Below are 15,696 nucleotides of genomic sequence, written 5' to 3'. Positions count from 1 at the left end.
GTGCGATCCCCGGGAACGGGTTTGGCTGGTAGGTAAGCGGCTGAGAAGGAGGCTCTCATGGGCTTGGACATTTCCGGCGCGACCGGCGCACGCCCGGGCGCCGTCCCCCTCGACGAGAGCGGGGCAGAGGATTTGCTGCGCGGCATATGTTTCAAGACGGGCCCGCCTCGAACCGTCGGGGTGGAACTCGAATGGCTCGTCCACGACCGGGAACGGCCTGACCTTCCGGTCGGCCAGGAACGGCTGGACAGCGCCGTCGAGGCGGTTCGCGCGCTGCCGCTGAGCGCGGCGCTGACGTTCGAGCCGGGCGGGCAGTTGGAGCTCAGCTCACAGCCGGCGGGCTCTCTCATGGAGTGCGTCGACACCACCGCGGCCGATCTGGCGGCGGTCCGCGCCACGCTCGGCGCGGCGGGGCTCGCTCCGGTCGGGCTCGGTGTCGATCCGTGGCAGTCGCCCCGCCGCAGACTGCGGGAGCCGCGCTACGAGGCGATGGAGGCCGTTCTGGACCGTGCGGGGCCGGCCGGGCGGGCGATGATGTGCACCTCCGCGTCGGTCCAGGTCTGCCTGGACGCGGGCGAGGAGGAGCCGGGACCGCTCGGCTACGGACGGCGCTGGCAGCTCGCGCACCTGCTGGGCGCGGTCCTGGTGGCCGCGTTCGCGAATTCGCCGTTCCAGCAGGGCCGCCGGACCGGCTGGCGCTCCACCCGGCAGTCGCTGTGGGCCGACCTCGACCCGGGCCGGACCCTCGCGCCGGGCACCGGGCACGCCCCGCGCGAGGCCTGGGCCGCGCATGTGCTGGACACGACCGTGCTCTGCATCCGGGGCGAGGCGGGCCCGTGGGACGTGCCGGAAGGGCTCACCTTCCGCGAGTGGATCCGTACCGGTTCGCCCCGGCCGCCGGTGCGGGCCGATCTCGACTACCACCTCACCACGATGTTCCCGCCGATCCGGCCGCGTGGTCATCTCGAACTGCGCATGATCGACGCGCAGAGCGGGCCCGACGGGTGGCTGGTGCCGCTCGCCGTCGCCACGGCCCTGTTCGACGATCCGCAGGCCGCCGAGACCGTGTACCGCGTCGTGAAGCCGCTGGCCGAGACGGCGGGCGCACCTGCCGCACCACGCAATCCGCTCTGGACGACGGCCGCCCGTGAGGGACTCGCCGATCCGGAGTTGCGGGCGGCGGCCACCGTCTGTTTCGAGGCGGCGCTCCCGGCGCTGGAGCGGATGGGGGCGAGCGGGGCGGTGCGCGACAGCGTGGCCGCCTTCACCGACCGCTATGTCGCCCGGGGCCGATGTCCGGCCGACGACCTGCCGGACCCCGGCGACCTGACCCTTTGGGGCCTGCTGACCGGCCCGGGCCCGTCGACCGATCCCATCCCGCCGACGGGTCTCGCTGAGCCGGCCGGGCCTGTCGACCGGCCCGCGGCGCGCGGTCGTGAGGGCCTTGTCTCCGGCCCGCCGACGGTCCTGCCGACGGCCCCGCCGGTCCCGCCACGCCCCGGAAAGGCGGCCTCCGCATGACCGGCCACCGTGAAGGCACCCGGCATCGCGAGCATTCCGACGCCTTCGATCCGGCGGCCTCCACCGCCTCGACCGGCTTCCCCGTCGCGCCCGGCATCGATCCGGAGGTACTGCGGCGGCGGGCCCTCGACGCCCTGCTGTCCGCGCGCGAGCGCACCGCGCTGCTCACCGACAGTGTGGACGATGGTGAACTGACCGCCCAGCACTCACCGTTGATGTCGCCGCTGGTCTGGGACCTGGCGCACATCGGCAACCAGGAGGAGCAGTGGCTGCTGCGCGCGGTGGGCGGCCGGGAGGCGCTGCGCCCGGAGATCGACGGGCTGTACAACGCCTTCGAGCACTCGCGCGCCGCGCGCCCCTCGCTGCCGCTGCTGGCGCCCGCCGAGGCCAGGACGTACGCCTCCGACGTACGGGGGCGGGCTCTGGACCTGCTGGAGGGCGCCCCGCTGCACGAGGGCGGCCATCCGCTGGAGCGGGCCGGGTTCGCCTTCGGCATGATCGCCCAGCACGAACAGCAGCACGACGAGACGATGTTGATCACCCATCAGCTGCGCGCGGGGCCAGCGGTGCTCACCGCGCCCGCCCCGCCCCCGCCCGGCGATGCGACGTCGCTCCCGGACGACGTCCTGATCCCCGGGGGCCCGTTCACGATGGGCACCTCCACCGAGCCGTGGGCCCTGGACAACGAGCGGCCCGCGCACCGGTGCGACGTGGCGGCGTTCCGCCTGGACGCCTCGCCGGTCACCTGTGGCGCCTACCTCCGCTTCATCGAGGACGGCGGGTACCGGAACGAACGCTGGTGGGCACCCGAGGGCTGGGCCATGGTCCGTGAACACGTTCTGTCCGCACCGCTGTTCTGGCGGCGGGAGGCGGGACAGTGGCTGCGCCGCCGGTTCGGGGTGAGCGAGCCGGTTCCGGAGGACGAGCCGGTGCTGCACGTCAGCTGGTACGAGGCGGACGCGTACGCCCGCTGGGCGGGGCGGCGGCTGCCCACGGAGAGCGAGTGGGAGAAGGCCGCCCGCCACGATCCCGCCTCCGGCCGCTCCCGGCGCTACCCGTGGGGCGACGAGGACCCGACGCCGGAGCGTGCCAACCTGGGGCAGCGCCACCTGCGCCCGGCGCGGTCCGGGGCGTATCCGGCGGGACGGTCGCCCTCCGGGGCGGGGCAGTTGATCGGCGACGTGTGGGAGTGGACCTCCAGCGATTTCCTGCCCTATCCGGGGTTCGTGGCGTTTCCCTACCGCGAGTACTCGGAGGTGTTCTTCGGGCCGGGGCACAAGGTGCTGCGCGGCGGCTCGTTCGCCGTGGGTGAGGTCGCCTGCCGGGGCACCTTCCGCAACTGGGACCTTCCGGCAAGACGGCAGATCTTCTCCGGATTCCGCACCGCAAGGGATATCTGATGTGCCGTCACATCGCCTACGTGGGCGAGCCGGTGGCGCTGGGCGACATTCTCCTACGACCTCCGCACGCATTGGTGCGGCAGTCCTGGGCGCCGCGCCTCCAGCGTTACGGCACAGTGAACGCGGATGGTTTTGGGGTCGGTTGGTATGCGGACGGGGACCCGGTGCCCGGACGCTATCGCCGCAGGGGTCCCCTATGGGGCGACGAGACCTTCACCGATCTGGCCCGGGTGGTACGCAGCACCGCGCTGCTCGCCGCCGTACGGGATGCCACCGAGGCGGGTGCGGACGGGGAGGCCGCGGCCGCGCCGTACACCGGCGGGCGGCAGTTGTTCAGCCACAACGGAATGGTGCGGGGCTGGCCCGGCTCACTCGCCGACGTGGCCGCCACCCTGCCGGCCGAGAGGCTCCTGTCGCTGGCCGCCCGCAATGATTCGGCGCTGATCTGGGCGCTGATCCGCCACCGGGCCGACGCCGGGGACGATGTGCCGCGCGCCGTCGCGGAGACCGTCCGCGAGGTCGCTGCCGCCGCGCCCGGCTCCCGGCTGAATCTGCTCCTCACCGACGGGGAGACCATCACGGCGACCGCCTGGGGCGACACCCTCTGGTACCTCACGACGCCGGGCCGCCGCACCGCGGTCGCCTCGGAGCCGTACGACGACGACCCGCTCTGGCGCGAGGTCCCCGACCGCACCCTGCTGGTCGCGACCTCCACGGAGGTCCTGCTCACCCCGCTCAAGGAGCCCACCGCGTGAGTCCCTTCCTGCTGACCCGCACCCTGCCGGTGGACGCGACGGACGCGGCGCTGCGCGCCGACGTCCTGAGCGGCCTGACCCGGCGTCCCAAGACCCTGCCGCCGAAGTGGTTCTACGACGCCCGCGGCAGCGAGCTGTTCGAGGAGATCACCCGGCTGCCGGAGTACTACCCGACCCGCGCGGAGCGGGAGATCCTCTCCGCACGTGCCGGGGAGATCGCCGCGGCGTCGGGCGCCCGGACGGTGATCGAGCTGGGCTCGGGGTCGTCCGAGAAGACCCGTCATCTGCTCGACGCGCTCCCCGAGTTGCACAGTTACGTCCCCGTGGACGTGAGCGAGAGCGCGCTGACGGGGGCGGCCGAGTCGCTGCTCGCCGAGCACCCGGGGCTGTCCGTCCACGCGCTGATCGCGGACTTCACCGGCGGCCTGGCCCTGCCGGGGACACCGGGGCCCCGCCTGGTGGTGTTTCTGGGGGGCACGATCGGCAATCTGCTGCCGGAGGAGCGGGCGACGTTTCTGCGTTCGGTGCGCTCGCTGCTCTCGCCCGGCGACGCGCTGCTCCTCGGCACGGACCTGGTGAAGGACGAGGAGACGCTGGTGGCCGCGTACGACGACGCGGCCGGGGTGACGGCGGCCTTCAACAAGAACGTACTGAACGTCGTCAACCGTGAGCTGGGCGCCGATTTCCCGCTCGACGACTTCGATCACCTCTCGGTGTGGAATCCGCGGGACCGGTGGATCGAGATGCGGCTGAGGGCCCGCCGGGCGCTGAACGTCAAGATCCGGGAGCTGGACCTCGTGGTGCCGTTCGAGGCCGGTGAGGAACTGCGTACGGAGGTGTCGGCGAAGTTCCGGCAGGAGGACGTCCGCGAGGAGCTGGCCACCGCCGGTATGCGGCTGACTCAGTGGTGGACGGACTCGGCGGGCCGGTTCGCCCTGTCGCTGGCAGCGGTGGTCTGACGGGACCGGAGAGGGTCTCCGGGTTCGAGGACGGCCGCTCGAACTCTGCGGGCCAGGGTGCGGCGGCGGTCTCCGGGGGCGGAAGAGGCGAAGGACGCTGCCGGGCTGTCGCGGGGTGCGACAGCCCGGCCCCTCACTTCTTCCGTCACCGGCTGGATTCGAGGTGACCGCCGTGGGGGGCGAGGATGTGCGACGGTTGCATCCCCAGGGACGCCGTGTACCCCGCGACACCATCTCCCCCCAGGACGCCATGTCCGGGACGTCGCACCCCGGGACTCCGTCCGGGAGGGATCAGCCGCTGCCGGCGAGCATGGCGGTGATGCGCTCGGAGGCGGTCCTGGCCTCGCGGGCCGGGTCCCCGCCCTCGAGCACGGCCGTCATGTAGGGCTTGATCGGGTTCTCCGCCTCGACCCTGGCCCACTGGGGCGAGTTGGGGGTGGCGCGGCCGCGGGTGGCGCCTTCCGCCATCGCCGCGGTGCCCTCGTCGCCCTCGATGACATGGGCGAGGCTCGGCTTGTTGGGGACGTAGCTCATGCCACGGGCGAGCTCCGCCTGCCACTTCTCGCCCGCCAGCGCCTTGACGACGGCGATGCCGGCGGTTCGCTCGTCGGCCTTCTTCGGGACGATGAGGTCGGAGCCGCCGGTGAATACCGAGCCGGGGGCCTTCGAGGACTTGCCGGGGATGGGGAAGTAGCCGAGTTTTCCCTTGAGTTCGGGATTCTTCTGCTCGATGAGCGCGGCACTGCCCGGAGTCGAGATGATCTGGGCGACGTCGCCCTTGGCGAAGACGTCGGTCTGCGGGGGCTTCTCCTCGTCGGCGTCCGTGGGTCCGTCGCCGAGCGCCTGGAGCTCCTGGTAGAACTCCATGCCCGCCAGCGCCTCCGGGGTGTCCAGAGCGCCCTGCCAGTCGCCGCCGTTCTCGTCGGCGAGTTCGCCGCCCTCGTCCCAGATGAAGCCGGCGAGCACGTACCAGTTCTGACCGGCAAGGTAAATGCCCTGGTTGCCCGCTCTGTTGAGCTTCTCGGTGGCGGCGATCCACTCGTCGCGCGTCTTCGGGACGGAGTCGATGTCCGCCTCCTCGAAGATCTCCTTGTTGTAGATCACCACCCGGTTGGCCGCGTACCAGGGGATGCCGTACTGCACACCGTTGATGCTGCCGGGCTGGGCGAGGCCGGGCAGCCAGTCCTCGCTGCCCAGATCGCGCATCGATTCGAGTGTCAGATCGCGCAGGCCGCCGCTCTCCGCGTACTGCGCGACCTGGGTGTTCCCGACCTCGATCACGTCAGGGGCGTCGTCGCCGTCCAGCGCGGAGAGAACCTTGGGGCCGATGCCGCCCCACTCCTGGATTTTGAAGTCCAGCTCGATCGAGGGGTTCTCCTCCTCGTACGAGCGGGTGAACTTGTCCAGGAAGCCGGGTGAGACGCTGTCCTTCATCAGCCAGACCGTCACCGTGCGGTCACCGCTGCCCGAGCCCGGTATGAGGCCGCATCCGCCGAGTGCGACGGATGAGACAAGCGCGATGGCTCCGGTCAGTATGCGGTTCTTCACGTGGTCACCTTCTGCGAAACGGCACAACTAAATCGGGACCCGGTGTGGGGGGATTGCGGGCGGCGCTCGCACGGGTGGTTGGCTGAATTTTGGTATGGACCATTCAGTAGGTCAAGGCGGGTGCTCATCCTGATTCGCCCCGTCCTCCCCCTCGCGGGAGACCTCGGATTGGGGCAACGTGGTCACAGGAGAGGAGACAAACAATGGCGAATCACACCTATCGGGTCACCGAGATCGTAGGAACCTCCGAGGAGAGCATGGACGAGGCGATCCGGAACGGCGTCGCAAGAGCGGCGGAAACGTTGCACAATCTCGATTGGTTCGAGATTAATCAAGTTCGGGGGCATATCAAAGATGGCCGAATCGCGCACTATCAGGTCGGCCTGAAGGTGGGCTTCCGGCTTGACGGAAGCACCTGATCAGGTACGCCCCTCGCGTTCCTGGGCATCCTTCAACGCTGCCGACGGGTCGGCCCACCGGGCCCTCACCACAGCAAATCCGGCCACCTGGGCCGCGTCGCAGACCAGCTCGTCGTCGTCCACGAGCATGCGTACCTGCTCCTTCCGCCCCAGCCGCCGGAGGATATCCAGCTTCGTCCGGCGTGCCGGGCGCCGGTCGTCGTTGCTCCGCATGAACAGGGTGCCCTCGGGCAGTCCCTGACTGCTCAGCCAGCGCACGGTGTCACGACGGCACCGTTCGGGTCGTCCGGTCAGGTAGACGATTCGGCACTCCTCGGCGCTCGCGAGCACCATCCGTACGCCCTCCGCCAGCGGCGGGTCCTCCACTGCCGCGGCGAAGAAGCCGGACCAGTCGCGCTTCGGGCCCTCCAGGAAGTGCTGCCGGTGGGCGGTGTCCGCGAGCGTGCCGTCCAGGTCGAATACGGCCAGCGGCCGTGTGTCGTTGTCCACTCCCCCAGCTTAGAAAGCCCGTCGGCCGGCGGGCGGGAATCCTGGGGGAGCCGCGGTGTTGAAGAGGGCGTGAGCTCTGTGATCGCCTCGACCCGTTTCTCCTTCCTGGACCGTTCCCGCACCCGTGAGGGGCACGACGCCTCCCGGGCGCTGCGCGACACCGTCGACCTCGCCCGGGAGACGGAGGCACTCGGCTTCCACCGTTTCTGGGTCTCCGAACACCACGCCGTGCCGGGGGTCGCGGGGTCCGCGCCGACGGTGCTGGCCGCCGCCGTCGCCGCCGCGACCTCCACCATCCGGGTCGGCACCGGAGGAGTGATGCTGCCCAACCACCGGCCACTGGTCGTCGCCGAGCAGTTCGGAGTGCTCGCCTCCCTCTTTCCCGGCCGGATCGACATGGGGCTCGGGCGCTCCGTCGGGTTCACCGACGGCGTCCGCCGGGCGCTCGGCCACGGCAAGGAGGATGCCGAGGACTTCCCCGGACGGCTCGCCGAACTGCTCGGCTGGATCGACGGCACCCAGCAGGCCCACCCCGGGGTGCACGCCCAACCGGCACGGGGCCTGCGCGTCCCCGCGTACGTCCTGGCCGTCGGGGAGGGCGCGTCGGTCGCCGCCGCCGCCGGGCTCCCCCTCGTCATCGGCGATCTGCGCGGCCGGGAGAAGGTGCTGCGCGCCGTCGAGGTCTACCGCCGAGACTTCCGCCCCTCCGCCCGCGCCGAACTGCCCGAGGTGATCGTCGCGGGCACGGTGGCCGTCGCCGGCACCGAGGAGGCGGCCCGCCGACTGCTCGTGCCGGAGGCGTGGGCCTTGGCGTACTCCCGTACGCACGGAGAATTTCCGCCGCTGGCCCCGGCCGAACGCGTCGATGCCCTCGCCATGACGGCCAAGGAGCGGACGCTGTACGAGCGGGGACTCAAGGGCCATATCCACGGCACCGAGGACCAGGTGGCCGGGCAGCTGGAGCGGGCGATCGAGGAGACCGGGGCGGACGAGGTGCTCGTCACGACCAGTACGTACGACCGGGAGGGTCTGGTGGACTCGCTGCGGCGGCTCTCCCGGATCGTCCGGCCCCGGGACCTGGACGACGGACGGGCTCCGCGGCGGAGCCTCGACGTCCGATAGCCGCCGGACCCGACCTCGAGGACCGGGAACGCTGGGAGACATGACGCACTCTCCGACGACGGACTCCCGGGCGGTCCTCACCGCCATGTACACGGCCGAAGCACGCTATCTGGCGGTCGGCGGCCCGGGCACGGCCTCCTTCGGCCTCCTGGCGCCCTGCTTCGCCCCCGATGTGGTCCTGCGTCAGGCGGCGGGGCTCCCGTACGGCGGAGTCTGGCGCGGGCATCCCGGCCTGGAGCGGTTCTTCCGGGTGATGAGCGACACCTGGTCCGTGTTCGACCTGGTGGAACAGGACTTTCTGGCCACCGGGGAGACCTCGGTGGTGCGCACGGCCGTCCGCGCCGTGTCCCGGGCGACCGCGCGGGAGCTGACGTTCCCCATCCTGCAGACCCTCACCGTCCGGGACGGCCGGATCACCGAGGTACGGCCGTTCTCCTGGGACACCGAGGCCGTCGCCCGCGCCTGCACACCTTGAGGCGCGCTGCCTGATCCCGGGGGCCCTCCACCGGCGCCGACGCCTAGAATCGGACTGTTTGTCCTGCCAGGCGTCAGAACCCCACCCGTACGGAGCCGAGCCCCATGCACTCCCCCCACGATCCGTACGTCCGCGTGCGCGGCGCCCGCGAGCACAATCTCAAGAACGTCCGGGTCGACATCCCACGCGACACCCTGACCGTGTTCACGGGCGTGTCGGGATCCGGGAAGTCCTCGCTCGCCTTCGGGACCATCTACGCGGAGGCCCAGCGCCGCTACTTCGAGTCCGTGGCCCCCTACGCCCGGCGGCTGATCCATCAGGTGGGCGCGCCCGCCGTCGGGGAGATCACCGGGCTGCCGCCCGCCGTCTCGCTGGAGCAGCGGCGTTCCGCCCCGGGGGCCCGGTCGTCGGTCGGGACGGTGACAACGCTCTCCAACTCGCTGCGCATGCTCTTCTCGCGTGCGGGCCACTATCCGCCGGGGGCCGAGCGGCTGGACTCCGACTCCTTCTCCCCCAACACCGCCGTCGGCGCGTGCCCGGAGTGCCACGGGCTCGGGCGGATCCACCGGACGGACGAGGAGCTGCTCGTCCCGGATCCCTCGCTGTCGATCCGGGAGGGCGCGATCGCCGCCTGGCCGGGGGCCTGGCAGGGGAAGAATCTGCGGGATGTGCTGGACGCGCTCGGGTACGACGTCGACCGGCCGTGGCGCGAGCTGCCCGGGAAGGACCGGGAGTGGATCCTGTTCACCGACGAGCAGCCGGTGGTGACGGTGCATCCGGTACGGGACGCGGGGCGGATCCAACGCCCGTACCAGGGAACGTACATGAGCGCGCGGCGCTATGTGCTGCACACCTTCGCCGACACCAGGAGCCGGGCCCTGCGGGCGAAGGCGGAGCGCTTCCTGACCAGTGCCCCGTGCCCGGTGTGCGGCGGGAGCCGGCTGCGGCCGGAGGCGATGGCGGTGACCTTCGCCGGGCGGACCATCGCGGAGCTGGCCGGGCTGCCGTTGTCCGCGCTGGCCGAGGTGCTGTCCGGGGCGGGAGCGGGGGGCGAGGAGACCGCCCGGGTGCTGACGGGCGATCTACTGGCCCGGATCGGGACGGTGACGGAGCTGGGGCTCGGCTATCTGAGCCTGGACCGGACGGCCCCGACACTGTCCTCCGGTGAGCTGCAACGACTGCGACTGGCAACGCAGTTGCGGTCGGGGCTCTTCGGCGTGGTCTACGTCCTGGACGAGCCGTCGGCCGGGCTGCACCCGGCGGACACCGAGGCGCTGCTCGGGGTGCTGGGCCGGCTGAAGGAGGCCGGGAACTCGGTCTTCGTGGTGGAGCACCAGATGGACGTGGTGCGGCGGGCGGACTGGCTGGTGGACGTCGGCCCGCTGGCGGGGGAGCACGGCGGGCGGGTGCTGCACAGCGGGCCGCCCGAAGGGCTCGCCCAGGTACCGGAGTCGGCGACGCGGCGGTTTCTGTTCGAGGAGGGGCCCGCGCCGGTTCGGGAGCCGCGCACACCGACCGGGTGGATCCGGCTCTCCGGCGTGGAGCGGCACAATGTGCGGGGCGTCGACGCGGCGTTCCCGCTCGGGGTGTTCACGGCGGTGACCGGGGTCTCCGGCTCGGGCAAGTCGACCCTGGTCGGGCAGGTGCTCGCCGGGGTGCTGGCGGACCGCCGGGCGGGCGAGGAGCCCGGTCCGGATGAGCGGTACTGCGCGGCGGCCACCGGTCTGGAGGAGGTGGACCGGCTCGTCCAGGTCGACCAGAAGCCCATCGGCCGTACGCCCCGGTCCAATCTGGCGACGTACACCGGCCTGTTCGACGCCGTACGGAAGCTCTTCGCGCAGACGGGGACGGCACGGGAGCGGGGGTACACGGCGGGGCGGTTCTCGTTCAACGTGAGCGGCGGGCGGTGCGGGACGTGCCAGGGCGAGGGCTTCGTCTCGGTGGAGCTGCTGTTCCTTCCGAGCACGTACACGCCCTGCCCCGACTGCCACGGCGCACGGTACAACCCCCAGACCCTGGACGTCGCCCTGAACGGGCTGACGATCGCCCAGGTCCTGGATCTGACCGTGGAGTCGGCGGCGTCCTTCTTCGCCGGAACGCCGGCCGCCGAGCGCGCGCTGGCCACCCTGCTGGACGTGGGCCTCGGATATCTTCGGCTCGGACAGCCCGCCACGGAGCTGTCCGGCGGCGAGGCGCAGCGCATCAAACTGGCCGCCGAACTCCAGCGCACTCGGCGCGGGCACACGCTGTATCTGCTGGACGAGCCGACGACGGGACTGCATCCGGCCGATGTGGAGGTGCTGATGCGGCAGTTGCACTCCCTGGTCGACGCCGGGAGCACGGTGGTGGTCGTGGAGCACGACATGGCCGTGGTGGCGGGCGCGGACCATGTCATCGACCTGGGTCCCGAGGGCGGCGGGCGGGGCGGCCTGATCGTCGCGTCCGGCACCCCGGCGGAGGTGGCGGGTGGAGCCGGGAGCCGTACGGCGCCGTATCTGGCGAGGGCGCTGCGGCGCTGACCCGTACGGGCTCCGATCCCGGACCGCCGTGATCCTGTTGCGGCCCCGGGCTCGGGGCTCCGGGGCCGCGGGAGGTTCACCTTCGTGTCAGCGGCGGACCTTGCGGGTCGCCCGCAGCCACTCCTTGTTCATCGCGGCGATCGAGGGCAGCGGGATGCCCTTGGGGCAGGCCGTGGCGCACTCGCCGGTCAAGGTGCAGCCGCCGAAGCCCTCGGCGTCCATCTGGGCCACCATGTCCAGGACACGGGTCTCGCGTTCGGGTGCGCCCTGCGGCAGGACGCCCAGGTGGTTGACCTTCGCCGAGGTGAACAGCGTCGCCGAGCCGTTCGGGCAGGCGGCGACGCAGGCTCCGCAGCCGATGCACTCGGCGTGCTCGAAGGCGAAGTCGGCGTCCGGCTTGGGCACCGGGGTGGCGTGGGCGTCCGGGGCGGTGCCGGTGGCGGCGGAGATGTAGCCGCCGGACTGGATGATCCGGTCGAACGAGGAGCGGTCCACGACCAGGTCCTTGACGACCGGGAAGGCGGAGGCCCGCCAGGGCTCGATGTCGATCGTGTCGCCGTCGGCGAAGGACCGCATGTGGAGCTGGCAGGTGGTGGTGCGTTCCGGGCCGTGGGCGTCGCCGTTGATGACGAGGCTGCACGCGCCGCAGATGCCCTCACGGCAGTCGTGGTCGAAGGCGACGGGCTCGTCCCCGGCGAGGGTGAGTTCCTCGTTGAGGGTGTCGAGCATCTCCAGGAACGACATGTCGGCGGAGATGTCGGCGACTTCATAGGTGGCCATGGCGCCGGGCGTATCGGCGTCTCGCTGGCGCCAGACGCGCAGGGTGAGCTTCATGCGTAGCTCCGCTGGGTGGGGTGGACGTAGGCGAAGACGAGGTCTTCCTTGTGCAGGACGGGGGCGTCGCCGGTGGCGGTGAACTCCCAGGCGGCGGCGTAGGAGAACTCCTCGTCGCGCCGTTCGGCCTCGCCGTCCGGGGTCTGGGACTCCGTGCGGAAGTGGCCGCCGCAGGACTCGGCGCGGTGCAGGGCGTCGAGGCACATGAGCTCGGCGAGCTCCAGGTAGTCGACGATGCGGTTCGCCTTCTCCAGCGACTGGTTGAACTGTTCGCCGGTGCCGGCAACCTTGACGCGGCGCCAGAACTCCTCGCGGATCTCCGGGATCTTCGCGAGCGCCCTGCGCAGACCGTCCTCGGTGCGGGCCATCCCGCAGTACTCCCACATGAGTTCACCGATCTCGCGGTGGAAGGAGTCGGGGGTGCGGTCGCCGTCGACGGAGAGCAGCAGGTTGATGCGGTCCTCGGTCTCCGCCACGGCCTCCGCGACGGCGGGGTGCCCCTCGTCCACGGTGTCGGTGTGCGGGTTGCGTGCGAGGTAGTCGTTGATCGTGGAGGGCAGGACGAAGTAGCCGTCGGCGAGACCCTGCATGAGGGCGGAGGCCCCGAGCCGGTTGGCCCCGTGGTCGGAGAAGTTCGCCTCGCCGATGGCGAAGAGGCCGGGGACGGTGGTCCGGAGGTCGTAGTCGACCCAGAGGCCGCCCATGGTGTAGTGCACGGCGGGATAGATCCGCATGGGGACCGTGTAGGGGTCCTCGTCGGTGATCCGCTGGTACATGTCGAAGAGGTTGCCGTACTTGGCTTCGACGGCCTTGCGGCCCATCCGGCCGATGGCCTCGGCGAAGTCCAGGTAGACGCCCTGTCCGCCGGGGCCGACGCCGCGCCCCTCGTCACAGACGTTCTTGGCGGCGCGGGAGGCGATGTCGCGGGGCACCAGGTTCCCGAAGGCGGGGTAGATCCGCTCCAGGTAGTAGTCGCGCTCGTCCTCGGGGATCTTGTTGGGCGGGCGGTCGTCGCCCTTGGCCCGGGGGACCCAGATGCGGCCGTCGTTACGCAGCGACTCGCTCATCAGCGTGAGCTTGGACTGGTGGTCTCCGGTGCGCGGAATGCAGGTCGGGTGGATCTGGGTGAAGCAGGGGTTGGCGAAGTACGCGCCGCGCCGGTGTGCCCGCCAGATCGCGGTGGCGTTGGAGTTCATGGCGTTGGTCGACAGGTAGAAGACGTTGCCGTAGCCGCCGGTGGCCAGGACGACCGCGTCGGCGAAGTAGGTGTCGATCTTCCCGGTGACCAGGTCACGGGCGACGATGCCGCGCGCCTTGCCGTCGACCACGATCAGGTCCAGCATCTCGGTACGGGCGTGGAGTTCGACGCCGCCCGATGCGATCTGCCGGGACAGCGCCTGGTACGCGCCGAGGAGGAGCTGCTGTCCGGTCTGGCCGCGCGCGTAGAACGTACGGGAGACCTGGACGCCGCCGAAGGAGCGGTTGTCGAGCAGACCGCCGTACTCACGGGCGAAGGGGACGCCCTGGGCGACACACTGGTCGATGATCTCGACGGAGATCTGCGCGAGCCGGTGCACGTTGGACTCCCGGGCGCGGAAGTCGCCGCCCTTGACGGTGTCGTAGAACAGCCGGTGGATGGAGTCGCCGTCGTTGCGGTAGTTCTTCGCGGCGTTGATGCCACCTTGGGCGGCCACCGAGTGGGCGCGCCGGGGTGAGTCCTGGAAGCAGAACTGGACGACGTGGTAGCCCTGTTCGGCGAGTGTGGCGCCGGCCGCTCCGCCGGCCAGCCCGGTGCCGACGACGATGACGGTGTGTTTGCGGCGGTTGGCGGGGTTCACGAGCTTCGCTTGGAAGCGGCGGGTGTCCCAGCGTTCGGCGACGGGGCCGTCGGGGGCCTTCGTGTCGGCCACGGGCTCGCCCGTGCGGTACTGCGTGTAGTCGGGCATGTCAGCTCACCACTCCGGTCATGACGGCGACGGGTACGGAGATGAAGCCCACTGTCAGCACTGCCGCGAGGAGGTTGGCGAGGGTCTTCAGGATGCGGTCACGGGTCGCGTTGCCGACGCCCAGGGTCTGCGCGGCGCTCCAGAAGCCGTGCTGGACGTGCAGGCCCATGGCGAGCACGGCGACGATGTAGATGACGTTTCCGTACCAGGTCGAGAAGGTGTCGATGACGTTCTGGTAGGGGCGCCCGGCCTCGAAGCCGGTGTGCACGGTACCGGTCGTCAGGTCGAGGATGTGCCAGACGATGAAGAGCGCGAGGATGATCCCGCCCCAGCGCATGGTCCGGGTGGCGTAGCTCGCCCGGGGCCTCTTGTGGACGTACGTGGCCGGGCGCGCCCTGATGCCGCGCCGGCTCAGCTGGTACGCCGAGACGCCGTGCAGCACGACGGCCACGACCAGCCCCACCCGGACGAGCCACAGTGCCCACTCGTCGTGCAGTACCGGTTCGCCCATGGTGCGCAGCCAGTGTGCGTACCCGTCGAACTCTCCGGGTCCGAAGAAGATCTTCAGGTTGCCCACCATGTGGGCGACGAGATATCCGAGCATGACCAGACCGGTCACGGCCATGATCGTCTTCTTGCCGACGGTCGAGTCCCAGAGCGTACGCGTCATCGACGGCCGTCGGTCCGTCCGCGTTGCCAATGCCATGGACACGACGGTAGGGGCGAACGGCCCGATCAGTCCAAGACATGCTCTGGCTCATCTCCATAGGCGTTCACTATCGACAGCCGGTACCGTCGGAGGGTGCACTTCCAACAGCTCACCTACTTCGTCGCCGTCGCCGAAGCCCGGCACTTCACCCGGGCCGCCGAGGCGGTTCATGTGTCGCAGCCCTCGCTCTCCCAGCAGATCCGGGCGCTGGAGACGGAGTTGGGCGCCGATCTGTTCAGCCGGGCCCGGGGCAACATCGCCCTCACCGACGCGGGCGAGGCACTGCTGCCGCTCGCCCGGCGGATCCTCGCCGACGCGGAGACAGCGCGGCAGGAGGTCCAGGAGCTGGTCTCGCTGCGCAGCGGCCGGGTACGGCTGGGAGCGACGCCGAGCCTGTGCACCGGGCTGCTGCCGGACATGCTGCGCGCCTTCCACGACCGGCACCCGGGGGTGCGGCTGCTGCTGGAGGAGGGCGGCTCGCACGACCTGGTGCGTCAGCTGGCGCGGGGCGCTCTCGACCTGGCGCTGGTGGTGCTGCCCATGCCGGCCGCCTCCCCCGCGCTGACCACGGTGGAACTGCTGCACGAGGACCTGGTGGTGGTGTCCTCGGCGGCGGAGCCGCCCCCGGGACGGGGCGGCCGGATCCGGATCGCGGATCTGGAGGGGGCGCCGCTGGTGATGTTCCGGCACGGGTACAACCTGCGGGAGCTGACCGTGGCCGCGTGCCGCGCGGAGGGCTTCGAGCCCACGTTCACCGTCGAGGGCGGCGAGATGGACGCGGTGCTCGGCTTCGTACGGGCGGGGCTCGGCATAGCCGTGGTGCCGAGCATGGCCGCCGCCCGGGCGGGCCGCGACCTGCGGATGACTCCGCTGGCCGGCGCCGGGCTGCGGCGCACGATCGCCCTCGCGCACCGCAGCGACGTGGCTCCGCCCCGGGCCGCGCGCGAACTCCAGCGGATGCTGCTGGAGTATCGACCGGCCCCCGGCTGACCGGCCGGGG

14 protein-coding genes are annotated in these 15,696 nt (G+C 71.3%); 9 read left to right on the top strand and 5 right to left on the bottom strand.

From position 1 onward, the window contains the following. Positions 1–57 precede the first annotated feature (57 nt). From egtA to egtD, 4 genes are read left to right on the top strand one after another with little or no spacing between them, the layout of a single operon-like run. Positions 58–1,521 carry an ergothioneine biosynthesis glutamate--cysteine ligase EgtA gene (gene egtA, locus ACZ60Q_RS11685; protein ID WP_469631873.1) on the top strand — a complete coding sequence of 488 codons (1,464 nt, stop codon included), beginning with the start codon at positions 58–60 and terminating at the stop codon, positions 1,519–1,521. Continuing rightward, positions 1,518–2,921 carry an ergothioneine biosynthesis protein EgtB gene (gene egtB, locus ACZ60Q_RS11680; protein WP_469631871.1) on the top strand — a complete coding sequence of 468 codons (1,404 nt, stop codon included), beginning with the start codon at positions 1,518–1,520 and terminating at the stop codon, positions 2,919–2,921. The genes egtA and egtB overlap by 4 nt, the downstream gene beginning before the upstream one ends. After that, on the top strand, positions 2,921–3,676 hold the full coding sequence (gene egtC / locus ACZ60Q_RS11675) for an ergothioneine biosynthesis protein EgtC (protein ID WP_469631868.1): 756 nt from the start codon (positions 2,921–2,923) through the stop codon (positions 3,674–3,676). Before egtB ends, egtC begins: the two co-directional genes overlap by 1 nt. Further along, a complete protein-coding gene (egtD, locus tag ACZ60Q_RS11670) occupies positions 3,673–4,635 on the top strand; it encodes an L-histidine N(alpha)-methyltransferase (protein WP_469631866.1) in 963 nt (320 codons plus the stop codon). Before egtC ends, egtD begins: the two co-directional genes overlap by 4 nt. Before the next feature lie 291 nt (positions 4,636–4,926). Here egtD and ACZ60Q_RS11665 read toward each other — a convergent pair whose 3' ends face one another. Then, positions 4,927–6,183, bottom strand: coding sequence for an extracellular solute-binding protein (locus tag ACZ60Q_RS11665; protein ID WP_469631863.1), 1,257 nt, complete (start codon positions 6,181–6,183; stop codon positions 4,927–4,929). 203 nt (positions 6,184–6,386) lie between these two features. On the opposite strand from ACZ60Q_RS11665, the gene ACZ60Q_RS11660 reads away from it, so the two are divergent. Continuing rightward, positions 6,387–6,602: a dodecin gene (locus ACZ60Q_RS11660; RefSeq protein ID WP_469631860.1), complete on the top strand. Its 216-nt coding sequence runs from the start codon at positions 6,387–6,389 to the stop codon at positions 6,600–6,602. Here ACZ60Q_RS11660 and ACZ60Q_RS11655 read toward each other — a convergent pair whose 3' ends face one another. Beyond that, on the bottom strand, positions 6,603–7,091 hold the full coding sequence (locus ACZ60Q_RS11655) for a phosphatase domain-containing protein (RefSeq protein WP_469631857.1): 489 nt from the start codon (positions 7,089–7,091) through the stop codon (positions 6,603–6,605). It lies immediately after the preceding gene. 69 nt (positions 7,092–7,160) lie between these two features. Between ACZ60Q_RS11655 and ACZ60Q_RS11650 the strand changes: the two genes are divergently transcribed. The 3 genes from ACZ60Q_RS11650 (at position 7,161) to uvrA (ending at position 11,207) form a co-directional block, all read left to right on the top strand. Beyond that, complete coding sequence (locus ACZ60Q_RS11650) at positions 7,161–8,213, top strand: MsnO8 family LLM class oxidoreductase (RefSeq protein WP_469631855.1); 1,053 nt, start codon at positions 7,161–7,163, stop codon at positions 8,211–8,213. Between the two features lie 40 nt (positions 8,214–8,253). Then, the gene (locus tag ACZ60Q_RS11645) at positions 8,254–8,688 is read left to right on the top strand and encodes a nuclear transport factor 2 family protein (protein WP_469631852.1); all 435 of its coding nucleotides are present in this window, start codon (positions 8,254–8,256) and stop codon (positions 8,686–8,688) included. A 104-nt stretch (positions 8,689–8,792) separates the two neighbouring features. Continuing rightward, positions 8,793–11,207, top strand: a complete 2,415-nt coding sequence (gene uvrA / locus ACZ60Q_RS11640; RefSeq protein WP_469631851.1) for an excinuclease ABC subunit UvrA — start codon at positions 8,793–8,795, stop codon at positions 11,205–11,207. Positions 11,208–11,294: 87 nt separating this feature from the next. Here the strand turns inward: uvrA and ACZ60Q_RS11635 are convergent, their stop codons facing one another. The 3 genes from ACZ60Q_RS11635 to ACZ60Q_RS11625 are packed head-to-tail and all read right to left on the bottom strand — an operon-like array spanning position 11,295 to position 14,657. Beyond that, positions 11,295–12,041 (bottom strand): succinate dehydrogenase/fumarate reductase iron-sulfur subunit, encoded by a 747-nt coding sequence (locus ACZ60Q_RS11635; protein WP_469631848.1) that lies wholly within the window; start codon positions 12,039–12,041, stop codon positions 11,295–11,297. After that, entirely contained in the window at positions 12,038–13,987 is a 1,950-nt protein-coding gene (locus ACZ60Q_RS11630; RefSeq protein WP_469631846.1) for a fumarate reductase/succinate dehydrogenase flavoprotein subunit, read from the bottom strand. Before ACZ60Q_RS11630 ends, ACZ60Q_RS11635 begins: the two co-directional genes overlap by 4 nt. Position 13,988: 1 nt before the next feature. Further along, positions 13,989–14,657 carry a succinate dehydrogenase gene (locus ACZ60Q_RS11625; protein ID WP_469632730.1) on the bottom strand — a complete coding sequence of 223 codons (669 nt, stop codon included), beginning with the start codon at positions 14,655–14,657 and terminating at the stop codon, positions 13,989–13,991. 132 nt (positions 14,658–14,789) lie between these two features. On the opposite strand from ACZ60Q_RS11625, the gene ACZ60Q_RS11620 reads away from it, so the two are divergent. Then, positions 14,790–15,686: a LysR family transcriptional regulator gene (locus ACZ60Q_RS11620; protein ID WP_469631843.1), complete on the top strand. Its 897-nt coding sequence runs from the start codon at positions 14,790–14,792 to the stop codon at positions 15,684–15,686. Positions 15,687–15,696 lie beyond the last annotated feature (10 nt).

The organism is Streptomyces sp. NPDC104313 (assembly GCF_055583985.1).
Note: the sequence above shows the minus strand (reverse complement) of the source record. Positions and strands in the feature narration are given on the sequence as shown.

Bases quoted from the DNA above. Each gene is read 5' to 3' on its own strand.
- egtA (WP_469631873.1), top strand. From the start codon at position 58: ATGGGCTTGGACATTTCCGGCGCGACCGGCGCACGCCCGGGCGCCGTC.
- egtB (WP_469631871.1), top strand. From the start codon at position 1,518: ATGACCGGCCACCGTGAAGGCACCCGGCATCGCGAGCATTCCGACGCC.
- egtC (WP_469631868.1), top strand. From the start codon at position 2,921: ATGTGCCGTCACATCGCCTACGTGGGCGAGCCGGTGGCGCTGGGCGAC.
- ACZ60Q_RS11660 (WP_469631860.1), top strand. From the start codon at position 6,387: ATGGCGAATCACACCTATCGGGTCACCGAGATCGTAGGAACCTCCGAG.
- ACZ60Q_RS11645 (WP_469631852.1), top strand. From the start codon at position 8,254: ATGACGCACTCTCCGACGACGGACTCCCGGGCGGTCCTCACCGCCATG.
- uvrA (WP_469631851.1), top strand. From the start codon at position 8,793: ATGCACTCCCCCCACGATCCGTACGTCCGCGTGCGCGGCGCCCGCGAG.
- ACZ60Q_RS11635 (WP_469631848.1), bottom strand. From the start codon at position 12,041: ATGAAGCTCACCCTGCGCGTCTGGCGCCAGCGAGACGCCGATACGCCC.
- ACZ60Q_RS11630 (WP_469631846.1), bottom strand. From the start codon at position 13,987: ATGCCCGACTACACGCAGTACCGCACGGGCGAGCCCGTGGCCGACACG.
- ACZ60Q_RS11625 (WP_469632730.1), bottom strand. From the start codon at position 14,657: ATGACGCGTACGCTCTGGGACTCGACCGTCGGCAAGAAGACGATCATG.